Source organism: Collinsella aerofaciens (assembly GCF_039752775.1).
In the GTDB taxonomy this organism is placed as follows: domain Bacteria; phylum Actinomycetota; class Coriobacteriia; order Coriobacteriales; family Coriobacteriaceae; genus Collinsella; species Collinsella aerofaciens_R.
The window spans coordinates 16,883-36,321 of the sequence record NZ_JBDMGT010000012.1 but is presented as its reverse complement, the minus strand read 5'-3'; the positions used below and the strand labels follow the sequence as shown (position 1 = coordinate 36,321).

Genomic DNA, 19,439 nt, shown 5'->3' with positions numbered 1-19,439 from the left:
AACCACCTACACCGGAAGCATGCCAGAGATTGCCGTTACGATCAGGCCAAAGACGACCATGAAAATGAAGAACTTCCAAATGGTCTTCCACCATTGGCCAAACGAAATCCTAGCCACGGCAAGACCGGCGACCGTCATGCCCGCCACGGGGCTGATGGTGTTGATGGTCTGGTTGGCAAACTGGAGCGCGGTGACGGCCGCCTCGGGATTGAGGCCCATGAGCTCGGTCAGGGGGCCCATAACGGGCATGGTGAGCGCCGCCAGGCCAGAACTCGAGGGAACCAGCAAAGAGAGCAGGCCAAGGACGATATACATAAACGTGGTGTAGACGGCGGCGGGTGCACCGGCAAGCGCGGTAGCGAGCGCCTGGAGGATGGTGTCGATGATCATGCCGCCCTCGGCGATGACCAGAATACCGCGAGCGATACCGATAACGATGGCAGCGTACGCAAAGTCGGCGAGACCCTTAACGAACTCCTCTGCGATCGTCTGCTGGTCAAGGCCGCCCAGGATACCGGCAAGCAAGCCCATGCCAAGGAACACGGCGGAAATCTCATTCATGTACCAGCCCTGGGTAACAAGACCCCAGACGATAATGCCCATACCGCAAGCAAAATCGATAAGCACGAGCTTCTGACGGATAGTGAACTCTTCCTCGATGGAGGCATCGGTCACGGAAAACTCAATACGCTTGAGCTTATCGTCCTCGTACACAATGGACGACTCGGGGTTTTTCTTGACGCGCATGGCGTAGCGCATGGCCCATGCGATACCGACGGCAGTGAAGATAACCCAAGAAACGGCGCGCAGCCACAGTTGCGGATTGCCCTCGATGCCAATGATGCCTTGGGCGATCAAAACATTAAACGGGTCGATGGTCGAAGCACAATATCCCAGGTTAGGACCAAGGAAGCAGATGATGAATGCCGTCATCGAGTCATAACCGATACCCATCATGATGGGAATGAAGATGGCATAGAACGGCAGGGCTTCCTCAGACATACCAAACGTAGTGCCGCAAATGGACAGCAACGTCATCGTGATGGGAATGATGAGGATGTCCTTGTTCTTGAGCTTTTTAATCACACGACTCATGCCGGCATTCAAAGCGTTGGTCTTGGTGATGATTGCGAACGATCCGCCAATCAATAAGACGAACGCAACGACGTCGGCAGCCTCCTGGATGCCCTTGGTGGGCGCTTGCAGGACCGCGAAGATATCCTGGCCCAGATTGATGGTCTCGCCGGTCTCGGAATCGGTGTAGTTCTTATCGACCTGTTCATAGGTTCCAGCAACGGCGACTTCACGCTCGCCCGCCGCTGTCGAAATCGTCTTGCGCTGATACTGACCAGAGGGAACGATCCAAGTCAGGACCGCAAAGACAACGATCAGCAAGAACATGATCGTATAGACATGCGGTAATTTGAACTTAAAACGTCTGTTTGTCTTCTTCGCCTTCGTATCTGACATAGATACCTCCAAAGAGCTCGAGACTGCATCGCATCTCGCTTCAACGTTTGCACAATGCAAACGTTCTATGACGTCCCATAGATTACCAGCAGCTTTTTCCTTCATCAAGATAATTTCAAACTGATTGCCGCAACGCGGTTGAACGGTTGCGTTTGCGCCGTGAACGGTATGGAAACGCCCGGTGAGATGATCCACCGGGCGCTTCCATTCGCAATGTCCTAGATGTCAAAAACGTAGCGAGACCCAACGATCCGCTGACGACCGATGATAAACGGCCGCCGCTGCTCATCGAAAAAGAAGGCTTCCATATAAAACAAGGGTTCGCCAACGGGAACTGCCAACAGTCGAGCGACCTCGGGCGACGCGCACGCGATCTCGAGCGTGCACGGGTCGGTAAACGCGGGCGTGCGGCCCGTCCGGTTGCGCACGAACTCAAAAATGGATTGGTTAGATAGAGGTGCCGTTGATAGATAGGCGTTGTCCTCGTAAACGTATATGTTGTTCTCGAGCATGACGGGGACGCCATCGGCAGTACGTACACGCTCAACGCAAATCAAATCAGTTCCAACGGGAACACCAAAGAACTGCGCTTCGGTAGAATCCGCCGGCAGTATCTTTCTCGAAATGACGCACGCCCCCGGCTCCATTCCGTTAACGCGGCATGCGTCCGAAAAACTCTGGACGTCATCCTTCTGGCGAATCTTGCGCTTAAGCTTGGGGGCGTTGACAAACGTGCCTTTCCCCTGCCGCTTCGTTAGATAGCCCTGCTGGACGAGCTCCTCAATAGCGCGTCGCACGGTAACGCGGCCAACTTTATAGTTCTCAGCCAATTCGAATTCGTTGGGTATCCGCGCGCCCGCCTTGTAGGCACCGGAATTGATTTCGTTTTTAATGATATCGATAACCTGTTGGTACAGCGGTATCGCTGCTTTACCGTCAGTTAGTCCTTCAGTCGGTGGCATATACCCTCTCCCAGCCCAATTAAGTCAAAAGCGGGCTTAAGGGCATTCAACAAGCCCTTAAGCCCGCATAGCATAAAGTATGCTTGCTGCCGCACCAAAATGTCGGGTATTTACTCATCTGACCCGAAAAACGCGCAACTACCGCGCTCCTAAGAAAGCGTGAGCAGCTCCGGCAGCTGGTCGATAATCTTGTCCGCGGCATCCTGGCTAAAGCCAAAGCGCTCCTCGCGCTTGGCAATAACTGTCAGGCCGGCTCGCTTGCCGGCAGTGATGCCAGGCACCGAATCCTCAACGCAGCAGCAGCGATTCGCGGGCAGCCCCAGCAGGTCCAGCGCATGCAGGTAGATGTCGGGCTCGGGCTTGCTCTCCTTAAACTGCTCGCCGCTCACCACATACTCAAAGGCATCCGCCAGCCCGCACGCATTGAGCACTTCCTCGATGCTATCCATGGGAGACGAGCTGGCAAGCGCCACGCGAACGCCACGGCGCGGCAGCTCTCGAATCGTATCCACGGCGCCTGGGTTAATCAAAGCCTGATAGTCGCGCGGACGCTTATGCGCCCACTCGTCCCAACGGGCCAACGCTTCCTCGCCAGTGAAATGCCCCCTACCGGCGCGCTCAAACCAATCGACCAGCATACGCAGGAAGAACTGATGCGAGGTACCAACCTGCCCGTTCAACTCCTCTTGAGTCAGGTTAAGCCCAAGCTCCTTGGCAAACGCGGCAGTCTCGCCCAGGTAGTAATACTCGGTATCGACAATGACGCCGTCCATGTCAAAGATAACGGCGTCGAACGGAAATGCGGACACGGCACCCTCCCTAACAAAAGGGCGCCCGCAAGCGGACGCCCGAGCCATGCACTATCGGCGATTCTAACCCAGCAGCTTATCCAGCGCCACCGCAATGCCGTCTTCGTTATTATTGGCGGTCACCATCTGGGCCACGGCCTTAACCTCATCGATGGCGTTTCCCATGGCAACACCGGTGCCGGCCCACTCAATCATAGACTTGTCGTTCTGGCCGTCGCCAAACGAGACGACCTCGCTGGCATCGATGCCGAGCTTGGGCAGGGCACCCTCGAGCGCGCGGGCCTTGTCAATACCGGGCGCCGTGTACTCAAAGTACCAGTCGGCCGTAAACATACCCGAAAGCGTCTGGGTAAAGGGCGCGTACATCTCCTCGTGATGCGCCTGCAGGTAGGCCGGATCGCCCGCCGTCAGCAGCTTGTCCACGGGATAAGCATCCGCCACCTCATGAAGGCTCTCGACTTCGCGAATCTTAAGGTCGCAGGCATCGCGCTCGTATTTGACGATATTCTTCTGCGAGCCGTCCGGCAGTGTAATCATGCAGCGATACGAGTCCTCTACATGCAGGTCACGCCCGAGCGAGATCATGGGGATCACATCATAGTTTTGCAGGTGATCAATCAGACGGTGCAGCTCGTCAGCCGGCATGGCCTGGTCAAAAAGGACCTCATCGGTCTGAGCGTCGACCACATGCGCGCCATTAAAGGCAACCAGCAGACCGTCATGGTTTTGAAGGTCGAGCTCCTGCGCCAGAGCATGTAGTCCCCATGCGGGACGGCCCGAAGCCAAAATGAGCTTAATGCCCGACTCCTGCGCCGCGAGCAGCTTTTCGCGCGTGCGCGGGCTAATCACTTTCTGGTCGTTGGTGAGCGTACCGTCAATATCCATCGCGATGGCTTTGATTGCCATATATGCCTCCCTGTCATTGAATAACCTTGTCTGAGTCATCATACAGAACAGCCACCGCGACTCCGTTTGCAACGGGAAAAATGTCATATTGTCTCGAACATGAACAGCGTGTGGTCGTGAAGCTTTATCGCTCAGGTCAAATACGTCTGCTAGCGACGCTCATCCGTCGGTGCGCCCTCGACGATCGCGATGCCCGCCGATGCACCTAACGCGCTGGCGCCGGCCTCGATGAATGCGCAGGCCTCTTCGTAATTATGGATACCGCCCGCCGCCTTGATTGCCACGGCATCGCCGAGCACCTCGTGCATCAGCCGCACGTCCTCGAGCTTAGCACCGCCAAAGCTTCTGCCGGTCGATGTCTTAAGGAATCCCGGCTTGGCCTCCAGCGCGATCTCGCATACACGGCGCTTGGCGGCGTCGTCGCCGTCCAGCTTGCACATCTCGACGATTACCTTGTCAGTGATGCCATGCGCGCGACAAAAATCAGCAATGGTAGTCATCTCGCGCTCGATGGCATCAAAATCGCGGTTCTCGATCGACCTCTGATTCAAAACGTAGTCAATCTCGGTAAAGCCACACGCAGCGTATTCCTCAAACCTCGCAAGCTTCTCCTCGAGCGCCATAGTGCCCTGGGGAAAGTCGATAGCGCCGGCAAGGATGATGTCAGAGTCCTCGAGCATGGCGCGGCCCGTCTCGTACTCCTGCAGGTTCGCAAATACGCAGCGAAAGTTGTACTTTAACGCCTTCTCGACATATTGCTCAAACGTGTCCTCGGGGGCATCGATATAGTCGATGTATTTGTTGATGGGTTTGGCAAGCGTCATGCTGGGCCTCCTTGTTCAGGACTGACAACCGATTCGTGGCTTCACGCGAAAAACCACGTTCAATGTACGCCCGGCATGCAAGGACAGCGTCCGCATTCCGACAAGTGGTATGAAATTAGCCGTAAACGTATAATTTACGGACAGCGAATGGCACCGCACGCGGATGCCGACAGCAAGACATCCCCCCTCAATACACCCTCATGCCCATTTAAATAGCAAGGGGCCCGTATCTGTTGGGATACGGGCCCCTTTCGGCCGTGACCTATCTCAGCAACAAAGACTACTTGCAGTGAGCGCGGTAGAACTCGATCGCACCATCTTATCCGAGCCGGGGCACGTTCGCATAGCGTGGCGCGTGACGGTTGCAAAACCACCCCATTTGAAACAAACGCAAAAAAGTACTTGCAAAGACACGTTCCGACATATAAGTTGATAAAAGACCGCCGTTGCGGTTTTAAGTAGATCGAGCATATGAAGTTTCAGTTTTCAGCGTGTAAGAGAAGGAAGATCGGCAAAGTACAACCCCAAACGCAATGACAACTTAATGAGGTAACTGCCACATGTGAGGCACCCAGGGCATTGCTGTCTCGATTTTGAGCACGATGCCTTCCGCCTTGCATGGGCCGTTCCATCCCGCCCCTGCAGCAACTGCCTCACGGGCTCATTGAAAACCGCATAGCACCCCAACGTCAGCACATCACCCACGGCAAGCACATCACTCACGACAACCAACACATCAACAAACAGCACGAACATCAACCGATTGGAGAAGCTATGACAAACCACCACGCTGAAGACGGCGATAAGAAAAGCATTCTGGATGCCCGCATTGAGCGAGCATATGCAAACGAATATGACGCCGCCTTTGCCGCCGCGACCATAAAGAACTACGCGTCGCTACCGCTCGCGACGATCTTGGCCGACCACCCTCAACTGCTGAAGCGCTGCACAAAGATCATGGGCGACCCCGACATTCGCAAGCTGACAGACCCCTATGCCCCAAAACGCGACAACGATTCGTACGTTCTTACCGTAGGCTGCCTAGCCCATATGCTTACGGCGCTCGACACGAAACTCAAGCTCGAATGGGAACCCGACGAGCGTCATGAACTCGAAAGCAAGCGGGACACCCTGCGCACCGCACTGTTCCTTCCGTTGGACGGCCTCAAGCGCTGCAACGTCGAGCTCAATACACAGGCGCGGCAAAAGCCCGGGACCACGGGGCAGAAAACTCCAAGACCCCATGCGGCCATCGTCGACCGCAACCGATATAACCGCATGACCGCGCACTTTTCCGCCGAGGGAGCAGCCATAAGGACGCTGATCGATCTGCTGTGCCTCCTGAGCATCAACGAGCTATTTGAGGGCTATCTCGCCCTTGTTCCCGCGACGGCACCCAAGTCGGTAGCAAAGATCATCGAGACCTGCAGACGCCAGTTTGAGCGCCATCGCAATGGCAGTGAGATGAACGTCAGCATCGCGCAGTACTACGCGGCTCATTACAAAAATGACGGATGTGCCCCTGTCGATCATCAGCTGCGGCTCGCCTACACCACGCCCACCGCAACGCTCCATCGCTTTGGAGCCCTTGGCGCTTGCGAGCCGCACGAACAGGCAGCCTGCCCCACAACCGAGCTCGATCTCAGGCTCGGACGAACCCTGTAGCCCGCCAGCCCCTCCACGGGCAACAATCCTATTCCACAACACAGCCAACAGAAAGGAGTCCTCATGGACACCAATCATTCCCCCATCATCAGCCCCCTCACCATGCGTGAATCCGCCCGAGGTATCACGCTCACCAGGATTTACGATGAGATGCTCGCCCGTCGCGAGCTCTCCGTCATGGGAAACATCGAAACCCCGATGGCCCACGACCTATGCCAGCAGATCCGCCTGCTCGATGCCACCGACCCCAGCCGCCCCATCACCATATTTGTCGCCAGCGCCGGCGGAAGCGTGCGATCGGGTCTTGCGATCTATGACGCCATGCGCCTCGCATCGTGCCCCATCCGCACCGTCTGCCTGGAATTCGCCGCGTCCATGGGCGCCGTGATCTTTATGGGCGGTGACGATCGCCGTATGGCGCCCCATGCAGAGCTCATGATTCACGACCCGCTGATCCCCCAGGGGGCAGGCGGCTCGGCACTTGCGCTGCAGGAAACCAGCCGGCGTCTCATGCAGACCCGCAAGACCCTCACGCAAATCCTCTCGGACCGCAGCGGCCTCACGCCCAAGCGCATCCAGTCCCTCACTGCAAAAGACACCTACCTTTCGGCCGAGCGCGCCGTCGAGCTCGGCTTTGCCCACGAAATCCTCTCGACCACCAAGGAGGTCGCCCATGTCTAACCTCGCCAGCCGCCTCGCCGCATCTGAGTCCGCATCGTCCACCATCCTCGCCAAGGATCGAACGCTTTCCTGCGACACCCGCCAAACGGGACTCAACAACAACGCACTTGTGATCGGCCCCTCGGGAGCCGGCAAGACCCGAAACGTCCTCAAGCCCAACCTGCTGCAAATGAACGCAAGCTACATCGTGCTCGACACCAAAGGCACGCTCTGTCGCGAAGTGGGACCCGCGCTGGCAGCCCACGGCTACCGCGTGCAATGCCTCAACTTCGCCGACCTCAACACCGTCCCGGCCCTTGCGCTCGGCATCGAGCGCTGCGGCTACAACCCCCTGAGGCACATTCGCCGCAAGGCGGACGGCAGGCCCAACCAGCAGGACATCCTCTCGGTGGCAAAGGCCATCTGCCCCATCGAGGACAACAACCAGCCTTTTTGGGATCATGCGGCGGCAAACCTGCTGTCGTGTCTTATTGCCTACGTCACCGAACAGCTACCCGCCGACGAGCAGACGATCAGCTCGGTCATCAAGCTGATCGAGCACCTGCAGGACGGTGCCACGGCCCGATTGTTTGACGATCTGATCACGACCGACCCCCAAAGCTATGCCCTCTCGCTATGGCGGCGCTACGCCATTACGCAAAATGCCGAGCGCATGCACGCGAGCATCGTCGGCATCCTTGCCGAAAAGGTCATGTGTCTGGGATTCGACGGTGCGGCACAGCTCTATCGTGAGTGCCATCAGGTGGACTTCGCTTCCATGGGACACACCCCCTGCGCCCTGTTTGTAACCGTGAGCGATATTGACCGCAATCTCGATCCGCTGACCGGCCTCTTTATTACGCAGGCGTTTATGGGCCTCATTCGCGAAGCCGATAGGCAGCCCGACGGCAGCCTGCCCGTGCCCGTGCGCTTTATGCTCGATGACTTCGCAAATCTGCAGATCCCCAGGATCGACAACGTGCTCTCGATTATCCGAAGCCGCAACATCTGGGCAACGCTGCTGCTGCAGTCGACCAACCAGCTCGATGCGCTCTATGGCGAGGCACGCGCACGCTCCATCATGGGCAACTGCGACACGCATCTGGTGCTGGCGTTCCAGGATCCCGAGAGTGCCCGGGTGTTTTCCGACCGCGCTGACGCGCTGCCCAGCACGCTCATGGCGACGCCGATTGATCGCTCGTGGCTCTTTGTACGCGGTCGCACTCCCGAACAGGTCGAGCGCTTTAGGCTCGAAGACCATCCGCTCTACGGGGAGCTGCCCGAGGCGCAGCGAGGCCATGCGGAGGCCGAGATCTAGGCGCAGGGTTCTCGCAGCGCGCGGCGCCCCGGCGATGTTCCACAAAGGCCGTGCGCCCCGGGACCACGGCAAAGCAAAGGGGCCCGCATCCGATAGGATACGGGCCCCTGACTATAAGGCGCGATGCGTTAACAGCAGCGACTACTTGCGATGCGCGCGATAGAACTCGATGAGCGCCTGGGTCGAAGCGTCCTGCTCGGCCTTGGCGGCATCGTCGTGGAAGGCAGGGGTGATCTGCTTGGCAAGCTGCTTGCCCAACTCGACGCCCCACTGGTCGTAGGAATCGATGCCCCAGACCGTACCCTCGACAAACGTGATGTGCTCGTACAGGGCGATGAGCTCGCCGAGCGCGAACGGGGTCAGCGTGTCGCCGAAGATCGAGGTCGTCGGACGGTTACCCTCAAAGCAGCGGGCGGGGACAATCTGCTCGGGCGTGCCCTCGGCGCGGACCTCGTCGGCCGTCTTACCAAAGGCGAGCGCCTTGGTCTGGGCCAGGAAGTTGCCCAGGAACAGCTCATGCACGTCCTGGCCGCTATCGGTCGCAGGGTTGGCGGTATTGGCGAAGGCGATGAAATCGGCCGGAACCACCACGGTGCCCTGGTGCAGCAGCTGGTAGAAGGCATGCTGGCCGTTGGTGCCGGGCTCGCCCCAGAAGATCTCACCGGTGTCGGAGGTCACGGCGCTGCCGTCCCAACGGACATGCTTGCCGTTGGACTCCATGGTGAGCTGCTGCAGGTAGGCCGGGAAGCGGTGCAGGTACTGGCAGTACGGCAGCACGGCGTGGCTCTTGGAACCGAAGAAGTTGACGTACCAGACGTTGAGCAGGCCCATCAGCGCGACGGCATTGTTCTCGAGCGGGGTGTTGCAGAAGTACTCGTCGATGGCGTGGAAGCCCTCGAGGAACTGCTGGAAGCGCTCGGGGCCGAGCACGACGATCAGCGACAGGCCCACGGCGGAGTCAACGGAATAGCGGCCGCCAACCCAGTTCCAGAAACCGAAGGCGTTGGCGGGGTCGATACCGAAGGCTTCGACCTTCTCGAGTGCGGTGGAAACGGCGACGAAGTGCTTTGCCACGGCCTCGGCGTTCTGCTCATCGGAGCCGTCGATGGCGCCCTGAGCCTTGAGCTGCTCGAGCATCCAGGTCTTGACCTCGCGGGCGTTGGTGAGGGTCTCGAGCGTGGTGAAGGTCTTGGAGACGATGATCACGAGCGTGGTCTCGGGATCCAAGCCCTTGAGCTTCTCGGCCTGGTCGTTGGGGTCGATGTTGGAGATGTAGCGGCAGTCGATACCGGCGTCGGCATAGGGACGCAGAGCCTCGTAAGCCATGACCGGGCCCAAATCGGAGCCGCCGATGCCGATGGACACCAGGTGCTCGATCTTTTTGCCGGTAACACCCTTCCACTCACCGGAGCGCACGCGCTCGGCGAAGGCATACATGCGGTCCAGGACCTCGTGCACGTCGGCGACGACGTCCTGGCCGTCGACGATGAGCTGGCCCTTCTCGCTTGCCGGGCGGCGCAGCGCGGTGTGCAGGACGGCGCGGTCCTCGGTGGTGTTGATGTGCTCGCCGGAGAACATGGCGTCGCGGCGCTCCTCGAGCTTCACCTCGCGGGCAAGATCGCACAGCAGCTTGACGGTCTCATCGGTCACCAGGTTCTTCGAAAGATCGAAGTGCAGGTCACCGGCGTCAAAGCTCAGCTTGTTCACGCGGTCGGCGTCAGCAGCGAACCAGGCCTTGAGGTCGATACCATCGGCCTCAAGCTTCTCCTGATGAGCCTCGAGTGCCTTCCAAGCGGCAGTCGACGTAGCATCGATAGGTGCGGCAACAGTTGCCATAGAGTCCTCCTCAGCATACGGGCGCACGCCTCCATGCGCCCGGACATTCAGATGCCACTATTCTAGCGCAGGTCAAGACTACAATCAGCGAGCGTTGCCAATCGGCCCCCAAACGGTAACCGATTAAAAAGGGACAGGCTTATTTTGGCAGGTCAAACGCTTTACCAACCAAAAATAACCCGTCCTTTTATGGCAAATATTAGGCCGCGGCGCAGATGCTACCGAGCAACTCACGCAGAGGAGACCCGATGCCCTCCAGCAGTTCGGGCGCGATAATGGCAAAAACGGGAACCTCACCGGTGCCCACGACAGCAGGCGCCTTGCCCTCCGAGAGAATGCATCCATAAGGGACAAAACCGTCTTCGCCGGCATCGAGCGCCGCCATGCGACGGGCGAGTTCGCGTGCAAAGCCAGCAGTATCGGCATCGCCGATCGCCAGGACAAAGTCCACGCCTTCGTCGGTCGCCAGGGCCACGGCTTCGTCGATCAGTTCGTCTCCCCCGTCGCCCCCAACCGAGCCGCAGCGGAAAAGCACACGCTCGAGTAGGGCTCGATCAAGCGAGCCAAGTGCCGCCGAGACAAGCTCATCGCGCGTATGCTTGTCACCGCCCAACACGACCAGCGCCTTGGTGCCACCGTAGTGAGCGACCAATCGTCCGCACCAGCGAGCCACGTCTCCATCCACAACAAGGCGCGTCGGCATACCAAACCCGTAATTGACCATCTTTCCCACAACCCTTCCGTGCGTATAGGCGGTATCGATCGTTAGGCTCATGCTACGAAGCGAGCTTTTCCGAGCTGTTTCGCGCTCTTTAGAGCTGCGTTAAAACCCGATCCAACCGCACGACCATACCTACCAAAACAAACCAGTCCCTTTTTGACAGGTTTTGACGATGTCCGGATGAGCGGGTATTATCGAACAGGTATTCGATAAGAACATGTGTTTGATGGGAGGCTCGGATGGCGCACGAGCAGCACACCTATATCTGCATCGACCTCAAGACGTTTTATGCCAGCGTCGAGTGCGTCGACCGTGGGCTCGATCCGCTCACCACCAACCTGGTCGTTGCCGACGAATCGCGCGGACGCACGACCATCTGCCTTGCCATCACGCAGGCCATGAAGGACCTCGGGATACACAATCGCTGCCGTCTGTTCGAAATTCCCGATGGCATCGACTACATCACGGCCGTACCACGCATGCAGCATTACATGGAGGTGTCGGCGAAAATCTACGGTATCTATCTGGAATACGTCAGCCCCCAGGACGTGCACGTCTACTCCATCGATGAGTGCTTTATCGACGTGACGCCCTATCTGGACCTCTATCACACAGATGCGGAAGGGTTCGCCTGCACGCTGCGCGACGAGGTCCTCGCGCGCACCGGCATCACGGCGACGGTCGGCATCGGCCCCAACCTATTCCAGGCCAAGGTAGCGCTCGACATTACCGCCAAGCACGTACCCAGCCGCATCGGCATACTCGACGACGAGACCTTTCGCAAGGAGATCTGGCCCCATCGTCCCATCACCGATATCTGGGGCATCGGTCCCGGCGTGGCAGCCCGCCTCGAGAAATACGGCGTCTACGATCTGATGGGCGTCGCGGCGCTCGACGAAAACCTGCTTTACGACGAGCTCGGCGTCAATGCCGAATATCTCATCGACCATGCCTTCGGGCGCGAGCCGACAACCATCGCCGATATCCAAGCCTATCGCCCGCAAGCAACTTCGACCACCACAGGACAGGTGCTCTCGAAGGGTTATGCCTACGAACAGGCCTATACCGTCTTGCGCGAGATGGTCGACAACGCCGTTTTAGACTTGGTCGATAAGCACGTGGTCTGCGACAGCATCTCGCTCTTTGTGGGCTACGCGAGCGAACGCGCCGACATACGCCGCCTCGACGCCAGCGGTACAGCGCAGTATGTGGACGGATGCGGGCACCTGCGCTCGAGCACATCGAGTATCGAACCCACCGCAACCGCCGGCCCCGAGCTCGCGCCCCGTGCGCCCAAGCCCGTCCAGCGCGATGACGAACGGCGTCGCCTGGTGCGCGAAGCGCAGGCAATCGATGGCATCTTTGTGGGAGAGCATGGCGGCAAACCGCGCGGTGGCTATGCCGCACTCTTTGCGCACTCTAACGCCTCGCGAAAGCTGCCCGAGCGTACCAATTCGTTTAAGAAGATCATGGGCTATTTCGATGAGCTCTGGGCGCAGACTGTCGATCCCAAACGACCGGTCAAGCGCATCAACCTGGGATTTGGCAACCTCATGCCCGAGGAATTTGCCACCATCGATCTATTCAGCGATATCGAGGCCGATGAGCGCGAGCGCGACCTGGCGCGCGCCGTCCTGGCCGTGAAAGGCAAGTACGGCAAGAACGCGCTCGTCAAGGGATTAAGCTTTACCGCCGGCGCCACCGCGCGCGAACGCAACGAACAAGTTGGAGGACACCGTGCCTAAACCCAAACAACAGCCCGTGCGCCCGCCGACCGCCTTCGAGCGCCTGGCGGACCCCGAGGGCAGACGCCGCGCCGCCGACCCCAACCTCACTGCCAACGGTGCCGTGCGCGCCAACCGCGCCGCACAGTTTATGCCCTTTGCCGCCCTCACGGGATACTACGAACTCGTGCGCAAGCAGGAAATCACCGTCGAGCCAAAACGTGAGCTCACGGAAGAAAAAGCCCTCGTGCTTTCTAAAAAACTCGAGGGTCTCAAACGTGGCGACTTGGTTCGTGTCACCTATTACGATACATACGGCTATCGCAGCCGCACCGGCATCCTCGACGAGGCGCTCCCCGCCTTCAAGCTCCTCAAGCTCCGAGACATCGCCATCGACTTCGACGACATCCAAGACATCGAACTGCGCGGACGAGCCTAGCCAAGGAAGCGCATCCAGAGCGACGCTTACAGCGTCATGACGTAGTAGCCCGCGTCTTTCACGGCCGTCTCGAGGACATCACGATCCACCGGCTGCTTAGAGCGCACGCGTGCCGTGTGGTCCGCATACGTCACCGTTGCCCACACGCCATCCAGTGCATTGAGGGCATTGGCTACGTTCTGAGCGCAGCCGTCACAGCTCATGCCGCCGATGAGCAGCTCATCGCTATAGGGATAGTGTGACGCATCGGTATCCACCACAACAACCTTTTTGGCCTTCTTGCCGCTCGCACCATCGCTGCAACAACTCTTCCCGTGTGTCGAAGCGGCAATGCGACGCAGTCCAAAAAACATGCCGACGGCAATGACGGCCAGCACGATGAGATTCGCAGGGCTGAGCAAGTCACTCATGCGTTCCCCTTTCAAGTAGCCCTATCTAGATACCCCCATGGGGTGTCCCCATCTTAACCCAAAATCATGTCTGTTCGGTCAATTAGTTTCCCTCTTCAAACTTTTTGTTGACCATGGCTTACTTTCGTGTATAAGTTTTCCTAGGCTAACAACTGAGGACCCGAAAGGGGCATCGTGACTCGAACCATTGACATCCCAACATACCAAACGGCTGTCGTGCGCAACTGCTCCCCTACGCTCGCAGGTATCAAGCCGGCTTCGCTCTTTACCTATCCCGGCGTTTACGCCAACCAAAACGGAAAACCCAGCGCCACCCATATCGAAGAGCGACGCTCTCGCCTGCTCGCCGTCATAGCCCAATGCAACTGCGAGCTCCAGCCACTCGGGATCCATATGAGCGTTTTGGTCTGGCGCCCCTGCGGAGCGCTCATCTATGTGTACCGCCCTGCGGACCTCATGCGATACCTCTCCGACCCCCGTGCCACGACGGCGCTAGCCGCCGAAGGTTACGATGTCCACAACCTGCCCGCATCCCTGGTGCATCTCGCCGCTCGCATCACGCTGGCAAGCAGCAATGCCGCAGAAAGCGCCTATGACGGCAGCGTCTGCGCACTCGCGCGAAATAGGCACTGCGATACGGGGTGCATATGCGAGTTCCCCCACGAAATTGGCTATTTTTTGGGCTATCCCTACGAAGATGTCCATCAGTTTATCGTCCAGCACGGCGAAAACTATAAGGTCTTTGGCGCATGGAAGGTATACACAAACGTTGAGCAGGCGCTCACGACCTTCGATTCCTATCGCGCATGCACGCAATACCTTACCTACATCTATCAACAGGGCTGCACCCTGGGACAACTTGTCCAGGCAACCCGATAGAGCATACAAAACGCGGCCGCACGCCGCACAACCGAAAGGAAAACATATGAGCAAGATCGCCGTCGTCTACTGGAGCGGCACGGGCAACACCGAGGCCATGGCAAACCTCGTTGCCGAAGGTGCAACCGATGCCGGCGCCGAGGCAGAGGTCATCTCCTGCGCCGACTTCTCCGCAGACAAGGCCGCTGGCTATGACGCTATCGCCTTCGGCTGCCCCGCCATGGGTTCCGAGGAGCTTGAATATGATGAGTTCCAGCCCATGTGGGATGAGGTCAAGGAGACCCTCGGCGACAAGAAGGTCGTCCTCTTTGGCTCTTATTCGTGGGCCGAGGGCGAATGGATGGACAACTGGAAGGCGGACGCCGACGAGGAGGGCGTCAACGTCGTCGATTCCGTCATCTGCTACGACGCCCCCGATGATGAGAGCGAAGCGGCCTGCCGCGCCCTTGGAGCCGAGCTCGCCTAGCGGCAATGAGCTCCGCCCGCAACGCGCATTGCAACAAAACACATTCGCGTCCCAACAAAAACGGGAGCCGGATCACATCCGGCTCCCGTTTTCTGCTATGTCAGTCATATAAAGCGGCTACGAGATATTGCCCAAGAACGCCTTGGTGCGCTCGCTCTTGGGGTGGTCGAAGACCTCGCTCGGCGTACCCTCTTCCACAATGACGCCGCCGTCCATAAAGACGACGCGGTCGGCGACATCGCGGGCAAAGCCCATCTCGTGCGTCACGACGATCATGGTCATACCGTCGTGCGCCAGGTCGCGCATGACGCCCAGAACGTCGCGCACGAGCTCAGGGTCGAGCGCCGAGGTGGCCTCGTCAAAGAGCATCACGTGCGGGTTCATCGACAGGGCGCGGGCGATGGCCACGCGCTGCTGCTGGCCGCCCGAGAGCTGGCTCGGCATAAAGTCGATGCGCTCGGCCAGGCCGACCTTGGTCAGCTCCTCGACGGCGATCTTCTCGGCCTCTTCCTTGCTGCGCTTGAGCACCTTTTGCTGCGCAAGCATGACGTTCTTTTTGACCGACAGGTGCGGGAACAGGTTGAACTGCTGAAACACCATGCCCAGGTGCGTGCGCACTTTGTTGAGGTCGACGCCCTTGGCACACACATCCACGCCCTCGACGACAATCGAGCCGCTCGTGGGATGCTCCAGGCGATTGATGCAGCGAAGCATCGTCGACTTGCCCGAGCCTGAGGGGCCCAAGACCACAACGACCTCACCCTTGTGCACATCCAGATCGATATCGCGCAGGACCACGTTGTCCCCAAAGGCCTTCTGGAGGTTCTTGATGCTGACGACGACCTCGTTCGAGTTATTGGTTTCGCTCATGATAGGACCTCCTTACAGACCGGCGATGTGATCGGCGGGCGTCGCGACAACCTGTCCGGCGCTCTTGGCGGGACGCTTCTTCTTGGTCTCGGCCGTGCCCAAAAGCCTCGCCTCAAGACCGCTCACCAAGCGAGCGAGCGGCAGGGTGATGACCAGATAGAACAGGGCGGCAACCACGTACGGTGTAATGGAGCCCGTCGTGGCCACGATGGTACGGGCGTTCATGACGATCTCGACCACACCCACGGCGGCAAGCAGCGACGTATCCTTGTAAAGCAAGATAAACTCGCTGGTCAGCGTAGGCAAAACATTACGGAACGTCTGCGGAATCATGACATAGAGCAGCGTCTGGAACGCGTTCATGCCCAGCGAACGCGCAGCCTCGTTTTGGCCCTTGGGGATCGATTGAATACCGGCACGGAAGATCTCGCATAGGTACGCAGACGAGTTCATGGCCATGACGATAACGCCAAGCACGTAGTCATCAACCTTGACGCCGGCCAACGGCAGACCGAAGAACGCGATATAGATCTGCAGGAACGCCGGCGTACCGCGGATGATATTCACATAGATGCCGGCGAGGCAGCGCAGGATGCGCGACTTGGAGATGCGCATGAGCGACAGGGCAAAACCGAAGGGAATTGCCAGCGGAAACGCCACAAGCACGATCGAAAGCGACATAAGGAAGCCCTTAAAGACGATCGGCAGGCTTTGGACCAAAATGACCGGGTTCAAGAACAGGCGCAGGAACATATTGGAGTTCCAGGCCTCGACCCACGGCTGCTCCTTAAGATCGGCCAGGAAGTTATCGAAGGCCGTCACGCCCTTGATCTCCACCGACGGAATCTTGGAGATCTTCTTGGTCGAGCCATCGGCCAAAGTGTAGGTGCCGCTAAAGGCCTCATCGCCGCCCTCGACGGGGAAGGTCACGCCGTAAACCTCGACACGGAAAAAGCCGCCGGCAGGCGCCGTCTCGCCAAAGTCAATCTTGAGCGTCTGGCCATCAGCCTTGCACGTGGGTTTCATGGGCGTACGATCCATGAGGTCCTCGCCCGAGAGCATCGTCAATCGCGTGTCATCGGTACCAAACGTCGTGCCGTCGACAAACGTCAAAGAAAGACCGCTCAGCTCCTCGTCGGCATCGGCCTGGACCTCCCAGGTAATGCGCGTCTCGGTACCGCCGACCACAGCGCTGCCCGAACCGGTGTTGGGTCGGGCGGTAATCTTTGCGGTCTCAAGCGCCTGGGCGGTCGTGGGCGCATATGCCCCCACACACACCAGCGCAAGCGCCACGGCCATGACGCAGACTAGCTTTTGGAGCAAGGCGGGCAGTGGAAAACGCTGCTCCGCGGCCCCTTTGTTCAGTCGAGACAAGGTGGCTCCTATCGTAGAAGTTGCCGGCAAAACGAGACGGAAATACTCTCCGTCAAGAGAAGCGCAAAGGCCCTCTCCGCCAAAACGGAAAGGGCCCGTGAGCAATCAAGTAGCTATTTTACTTGATGTTGTACTTAGCCATGAGGGCGTCAACGGTACCGTCGTCGGTCAGGTCCTTGATGGCCTGGTTGATGTCGTCCTTGAGCTTGGTGTTGCCCTGGTTGATGGCGATGGCGTACTCCTCGCCGGTGCTAATCTGCTTAATGGTCTGGCAGGTGTTGAACTGCTCGGCGGTCAGCTGGCTGGCAACGGAGCGGTTGGTGACTACGGCGTCGCCCTTATCGGACTGCAGGGCGCTGAAGCACTCGGTGGCGTCCTTGTAGGGGACAATCTTGGCCTTGGGGAAGTTCTCCTGGGCAAAGGACTCGGCGGTCGAGCCAGACTGGACGATGATGGTAGCATCGGCGTTGTTGAGCTTCTCGCTGCAGTTGTCGGCCGTGATGTCGGCGTTATCGACCTTGGTCACGATAGCCTGATCGTCCATGTAGTAGGAATCGGAGAAAGTGACTTCTTTCTCGCGCTCGGGCGTGTCGGTGATAGCCGCGATGGAGACGTCATATTTGGCGCCCGAAGCGACGCCCGGAACCAGCGTGTCAAAGTCATTGTTGACATACTCGACATCCAGGCCCAGCTTGTCGCCGATAGCCTTGATGAGTTCAAGGTCAAAGCCCTGATAATCGCCGTTGTCATCCTTGTACTCAAACGGAGCGTACTCGGCAGAGGTGCCGACGGTCAGCGTACCGTCCTTGACGAGCGCGTACTCCTTGGAGCCGTCGACCTTCTCGACCTTAGCGTCGTCAGAGCTGCTGGAACCGGCATTAGAACCAGAGGTGGCGTTGGACGAGCCGCAGCCCGTCAGAGCGAGGGCGAGCGCCATAGCACCCGTGGCGGCAAATGCGCCAAGCTTCTTCAGCTTCATAATCAGTCTCCTTCCAATGACCCCACGTGATTCAGAGGTCTGCAAAAACTGAGGGTTATTATGCACCCGCTTGGAAGAATCTGCAATTAGAAAACTGATTGAAACAAACCCATAACGTGAATGGAGCGTCCCACTTTATGGCAGCCATTACTGCTGCAATGACCTTAACAGTTTGATTTCAGCCGCATAACCTGCAAGTTCGTTCGGTGTCTCCAAAATGAATGGCAATGCGCGCAAGCGACCATTCGATACAATATTCTGCATAACCTGCATACCGCCACCAAATTCCTCGCTGCCAAGGTATCCCTTGCCGATGCACTCGTGACGATCTTTATGGGCGCCACAAGGGTCCTTCGAATCGTTGATGTGTACGGCATGCAGACGATCGATACCCACCACGCGGTCGAATTCGTCGAGTACGCCGTCCAGATCATGGATGATGTCGTAGCCAGCATCGCTCACATGGCAGGTGTCCAAACAAACGCCCAGCTTATCGGACAGCTCTGGGCACTTGGCGGCAACGCCCTCGATAATGCACGCCAGTTCTTCAAAGCTACGGCCCACCTCGGTGCCCTTGCCGGCCATGGTCTCGAGCAATACCGTCGTCTGCTGTCCCTCGAACATCACCTGGCACAGCGTATCAACAATCATCTGAATGCCGACGTCTGCCCCCTGTCCTACATGCGCACCGGGATGAAAATTGTAGTAGTTGCCGGGCAGTGCTTCCATGCGCCGTAGGTCCTCTGCCATGGCCTCCAGGGCAAACTCACGCGCCCGCTCTTTGGCTGAGCAGGGGTTATAGGTATACGGGGCATGAGCCACGAGCGGGCCAAAGTCGTTTTGCGCCATAAGCTCGCGCAGAGCCGCCACGTCATCCATGTCAAGGTCTTTTGCCTTGCCACCGCGCGGGTTGCGCGTAAAGAACGCAAAGGTATTGGCACCAATGGACAACGCCGTCTCCCCCATTGCCCGATAGCCCTTCGTCGTCGAAAGATGGCATCCGATTGTCAGCATCTCCAGCTCCCCCTCATCAGTTGCGGTGAAATACGGTCTATTGGTGCCCTATTTTGGCGCAAACAGACCGTATTCCACCGCAAGTTATAAAAGGGGCATCAGAGATGTGGGCC

General features: G+C 58.5%; 19 protein-coding genes. 7 read left to right on the top strand and 12 right to left on the bottom strand.

Features of this window, described 5'->3' with window-relative positions:
• Positions 1 to 6 precede the first annotated feature (6 nt).
• The 5 genes from ABHR63_RS04810 to deoC all read right to left on the bottom strand — a co-directional run bounded on the left by ABHR63_RS04810 (position 7) and on the right by deoC (position 4,971).
• A complete protein-coding gene (locus tag ABHR63_RS04810) occupies positions 7 to 1,470 on the bottom strand; it encodes a YfcC family protein (protein ID WP_006234363.1) in 1,464 nt (487 codons plus the stop codon).
• Positions 1,471 to 1,688: 218 nt separating this feature from the next.
• Entirely contained in the window at positions 1,689 to 2,432 is a 744-nt protein-coding gene (locus ABHR63_RS04805) for a GntR family transcriptional regulator (RefSeq protein WP_006234364.1), read from the bottom strand.
• Between the two features lie 149 nt (positions 2,433 to 2,581).
• Positions 2,582 to 3,241 (bottom strand): HAD family hydrolase, encoded by a 660-nt coding sequence (locus tag ABHR63_RS04800; protein WP_346965880.1) that lies wholly within the window; start codon positions 3,239 to 3,241, stop codon positions 2,582 to 2,584.
• A 63-nt stretch (positions 3,242 to 3,304) separates the two neighbouring features.
• Entirely contained in the window at positions 3,305 to 4,147 is an 843-nt protein-coding gene (locus tag ABHR63_RS04795) for a Cof-type HAD-IIB family hydrolase (protein ID WP_346965879.1), read from the bottom strand.
• A gap of 149 nt (positions 4,148 to 4,296) precedes the next feature.
• The gene (deoC, locus tag ABHR63_RS04790; RefSeq protein WP_117770143.1) at positions 4,297 to 4,971 is read right to left on the bottom strand and encodes a deoxyribose-phosphate aldolase; all 675 of its coding nucleotides are present in this window, start codon (positions 4,969 to 4,971) and stop codon (positions 4,297 to 4,299) included.
• Positions 4,972 to 5,589: 618 nt separating this feature from the next.
• Between deoC and ABHR63_RS04785 the strand changes: the two genes are divergently transcribed.
• From ABHR63_RS04785 to ABHR63_RS04775, 3 genes are all read left to right on the top strand, one after another.
• Positions 5,590 to 6,636, top strand: a complete 1,047-nt coding sequence (locus tag ABHR63_RS04785; RefSeq protein WP_138112116.1) for a hypothetical protein — start codon at positions 5,590 to 5,592, stop codon at positions 6,634 to 6,636.
• Between the two features lie 63 nt (positions 6,637 to 6,699).
• Positions 6,700 to 7,317, top strand: coding sequence for an ATP-dependent Clp protease proteolytic subunit (locus tag ABHR63_RS04780; protein WP_138112112.1), 618 nt, complete (start codon positions 6,700 to 6,702; stop codon positions 7,315 to 7,317).
• Complete coding sequence (locus ABHR63_RS04775; RefSeq protein ID WP_138112109.1) at positions 7,310 to 8,614, top strand: VirD4-like conjugal transfer protein, CD1115 family; 1,305 nt, start codon at positions 7,310 to 7,312, stop codon at positions 8,612 to 8,614. Before ABHR63_RS04780 ends, ABHR63_RS04775 begins: the two co-directional genes overlap by 8 nt.
• Positions 8,615 to 8,755: 141 nt before the next feature.
• Here ABHR63_RS04775 and pgi read toward each other — a convergent pair whose 3' ends face one another.
• Together pgi and ABHR63_RS04765 are read right to left on the bottom strand one after the other, a co-directional pair.
• On the bottom strand, positions 8,756 to 10,450 hold the full coding sequence (pgi, locus tag ABHR63_RS04770; RefSeq protein WP_138112106.1) for a glucose-6-phosphate isomerase: 1,695 nt from the start codon (positions 10,448 to 10,450) through the stop codon (positions 8,756 to 8,758).
• A 199-nt stretch (positions 10,451 to 10,649) separates the two neighbouring features.
• A complete protein-coding gene (locus ABHR63_RS04765; RefSeq protein ID WP_229066775.1) occupies positions 10,650 to 11,174 on the bottom strand; it encodes an iron-containing alcohol dehydrogenase in 525 nt (174 codons plus the stop codon).
• A 236-nt stretch (positions 11,175 to 11,410) separates the two neighbouring features.
• Between ABHR63_RS04765 and ABHR63_RS04760 the strand changes: the two genes are divergently transcribed.
• Complete coding sequence (locus ABHR63_RS04760; protein WP_128620111.1) at positions 11,411 to 12,916, top strand: Y-family DNA polymerase; 1,506 nt, start codon at positions 11,411 to 11,413, stop codon at positions 12,914 to 12,916.
• On the top strand, positions 12,909 to 13,334 hold the full coding sequence (locus ABHR63_RS04755) for a hypothetical protein (RefSeq protein ID WP_233540402.1): 426 nt from the start codon (positions 12,909 to 12,911) through the stop codon (positions 13,332 to 13,334). The genes ABHR63_RS04760 and ABHR63_RS04755 overlap by 8 nt, the downstream gene beginning before the upstream one ends.
• 26 nt (positions 13,335 to 13,360) lie before the next feature.
• Here the strand turns inward: ABHR63_RS04755 and ABHR63_RS04750 are convergent, their stop codons facing one another.
• A complete protein-coding gene (locus tag ABHR63_RS04750) occupies positions 13,361 to 13,744 on the bottom strand; it encodes a heavy-metal-associated domain-containing protein (protein WP_138112100.1) in 384 nt (127 codons plus the stop codon).
• Positions 13,745 to 13,918: 174 nt separating this feature from the next.
• On the opposite strand from ABHR63_RS04750, the gene ABHR63_RS04745 reads away from it, so the two are divergent.
• Both ABHR63_RS04745 and ABHR63_RS04740 read left to right on the top strand, forming a co-directional pair.
• Positions 13,919 to 14,623, top strand: a complete 705-nt coding sequence (locus ABHR63_RS04745) for a DUF3793 family protein (RefSeq protein WP_175406011.1) — start codon at positions 13,919 to 13,921, stop codon at positions 14,621 to 14,623.
• A gap of 46 nt (positions 14,624 to 14,669) precedes the next feature.
• The gene (locus ABHR63_RS04740; RefSeq protein WP_006234379.1) at positions 14,670 to 15,089 is read left to right on the top strand and encodes a flavodoxin; all 420 of its coding nucleotides are present in this window, start codon (positions 14,670 to 14,672) and stop codon (positions 15,087 to 15,089) included.
• A gap of 117 nt (positions 15,090 to 15,206) precedes the next feature.
• Here the strand turns inward: ABHR63_RS04740 and ABHR63_RS04735 are convergent, their stop codons facing one another.
• The 4 genes from ABHR63_RS04735 to ABHR63_RS04720 form a co-directional block, all read right to left on the bottom strand.
• Positions 15,207 to 15,959 carry an amino acid ABC transporter ATP-binding protein gene (locus ABHR63_RS04735; RefSeq protein WP_006234381.1) on the bottom strand — a complete coding sequence of 251 codons (753 nt, stop codon included), beginning with the start codon at positions 15,957 to 15,959 and terminating at the stop codon, positions 15,207 to 15,209.
• A gap of 12 nt (positions 15,960 to 15,971) precedes the next feature.
• On the bottom strand, positions 15,972 to 17,333 hold the full coding sequence (locus ABHR63_RS04730) for an ABC transporter permease subunit (protein ID WP_238057569.1): 1,362 nt from the start codon (positions 17,331 to 17,333) through the stop codon (positions 15,972 to 15,974).
• A gap of 118 nt (positions 17,334 to 17,451) precedes the next feature.
• On the bottom strand, positions 17,452 to 18,312 hold the full coding sequence (locus ABHR63_RS04725; RefSeq protein WP_346965099.1) for an ABC transporter substrate-binding protein: 861 nt from the start codon (positions 18,310 to 18,312) through the stop codon (positions 17,452 to 17,454).
• Positions 18,313 to 18,459: 147 nt separating this feature from the next.
• The gene (locus ABHR63_RS04720) at positions 18,460 to 19,326 is read right to left on the bottom strand and encodes a deoxyribonuclease IV (protein ID WP_346965098.1); all 867 of its coding nucleotides are present in this window, start codon (positions 19,324 to 19,326) and stop codon (positions 18,460 to 18,462) included.
• Between the last annotated feature and the right edge of the window lie 113 nt (positions 19,327 to 19,439).

What these genes read in the sequence shown, in the direction of transcription:
- ABHR63_RS04810 (WP_006234363.1), bottom strand. Translation starts at nt 1,470, where the DNA reads ATGTCAGATACGAAGGCGAAGAAGACAAACAGACGTTTTAAGTTCAAA.
- ABHR63_RS04805 (WP_006234364.1), bottom strand. Translation starts at nt 2,432, where the DNA reads ATGCCACCGACTGAAGGACTAACTGACGGTAAAGCAGCGATACCGCTG.
- ABHR63_RS04795 (WP_346965879.1), bottom strand. Translation starts at nt 4,147, where the DNA reads ATGGCAATCAAAGCCATCGCGATGGATATTGACGGTACGCTCACCAAC.
- deoC (WP_117770143.1), bottom strand. Translation starts at nt 4,971, where the DNA reads ATGACGCTTGCCAAACCCATCAACAAATACATCGACTATATCGATGCC.
- ABHR63_RS04785 (WP_138112116.1), top strand. Translation starts at nt 5,590, where the DNA reads ATGGGCCGTTCCATCCCGCCCCTGCAGCAACTGCCTCACGGGCTCATT.
- ABHR63_RS04780 (WP_138112112.1), top strand. Translation starts at nt 6,700, where the DNA reads ATGGACACCAATCATTCCCCCATCATCAGCCCCCTCACCATGCGTGAA.
- ABHR63_RS04775 (WP_138112109.1), top strand. Translation starts at nt 7,310, where the DNA reads ATGTCTAACCTCGCCAGCCGCCTCGCCGCATCTGAGTCCGCATCGTCC.
- pgi (WP_138112106.1), bottom strand. Translation starts at nt 10,450, where the DNA reads ATGGCAACTGTTGCCGCACCTATCGATGCTACGTCGACTGCCGCTTGG.
- ABHR63_RS04765 (WP_229066775.1), bottom strand. Translation starts at nt 11,174, where the DNA reads ATGGTCAATTACGGGTTTGGTATGCCGACGCGCCTTGTTGTGGATGGA.
- ABHR63_RS04760 (WP_128620111.1), top strand. Translation starts at nt 11,411, where the DNA reads ATGGCGCACGAGCAGCACACCTATATCTGCATCGACCTCAAGACGTTT.
- ABHR63_RS04750 (WP_138112100.1), bottom strand. Translation starts at nt 13,744, where the DNA reads ATGAGTGACTTGCTCAGCCCTGCGAATCTCATCGTGCTGGCCGTCATT.
- ABHR63_RS04740 (WP_006234379.1), top strand. Translation starts at nt 14,670, where the DNA reads ATGAGCAAGATCGCCGTCGTCTACTGGAGCGGCACGGGCAACACCGAG.
- ABHR63_RS04735 (WP_006234381.1), bottom strand. Translation starts at nt 15,959, where the DNA reads ATGAGCGAAACCAATAACTCGAACGAGGTCGTCGTCAGCATCAAGAAC.
- ABHR63_RS04725 (WP_346965099.1), bottom strand. Translation starts at nt 18,312, where the DNA reads ATGAAGCTGAAGAAGCTTGGCGCATTTGCCGCCACGGGTGCTATGGCG.
- ABHR63_RS04720 (WP_346965098.1), bottom strand. Translation starts at nt 19,326, where the DNA reads ATGCTGACAATCGGATGCCATCTTTCGACGACGAAGGGCTATCGGGCA.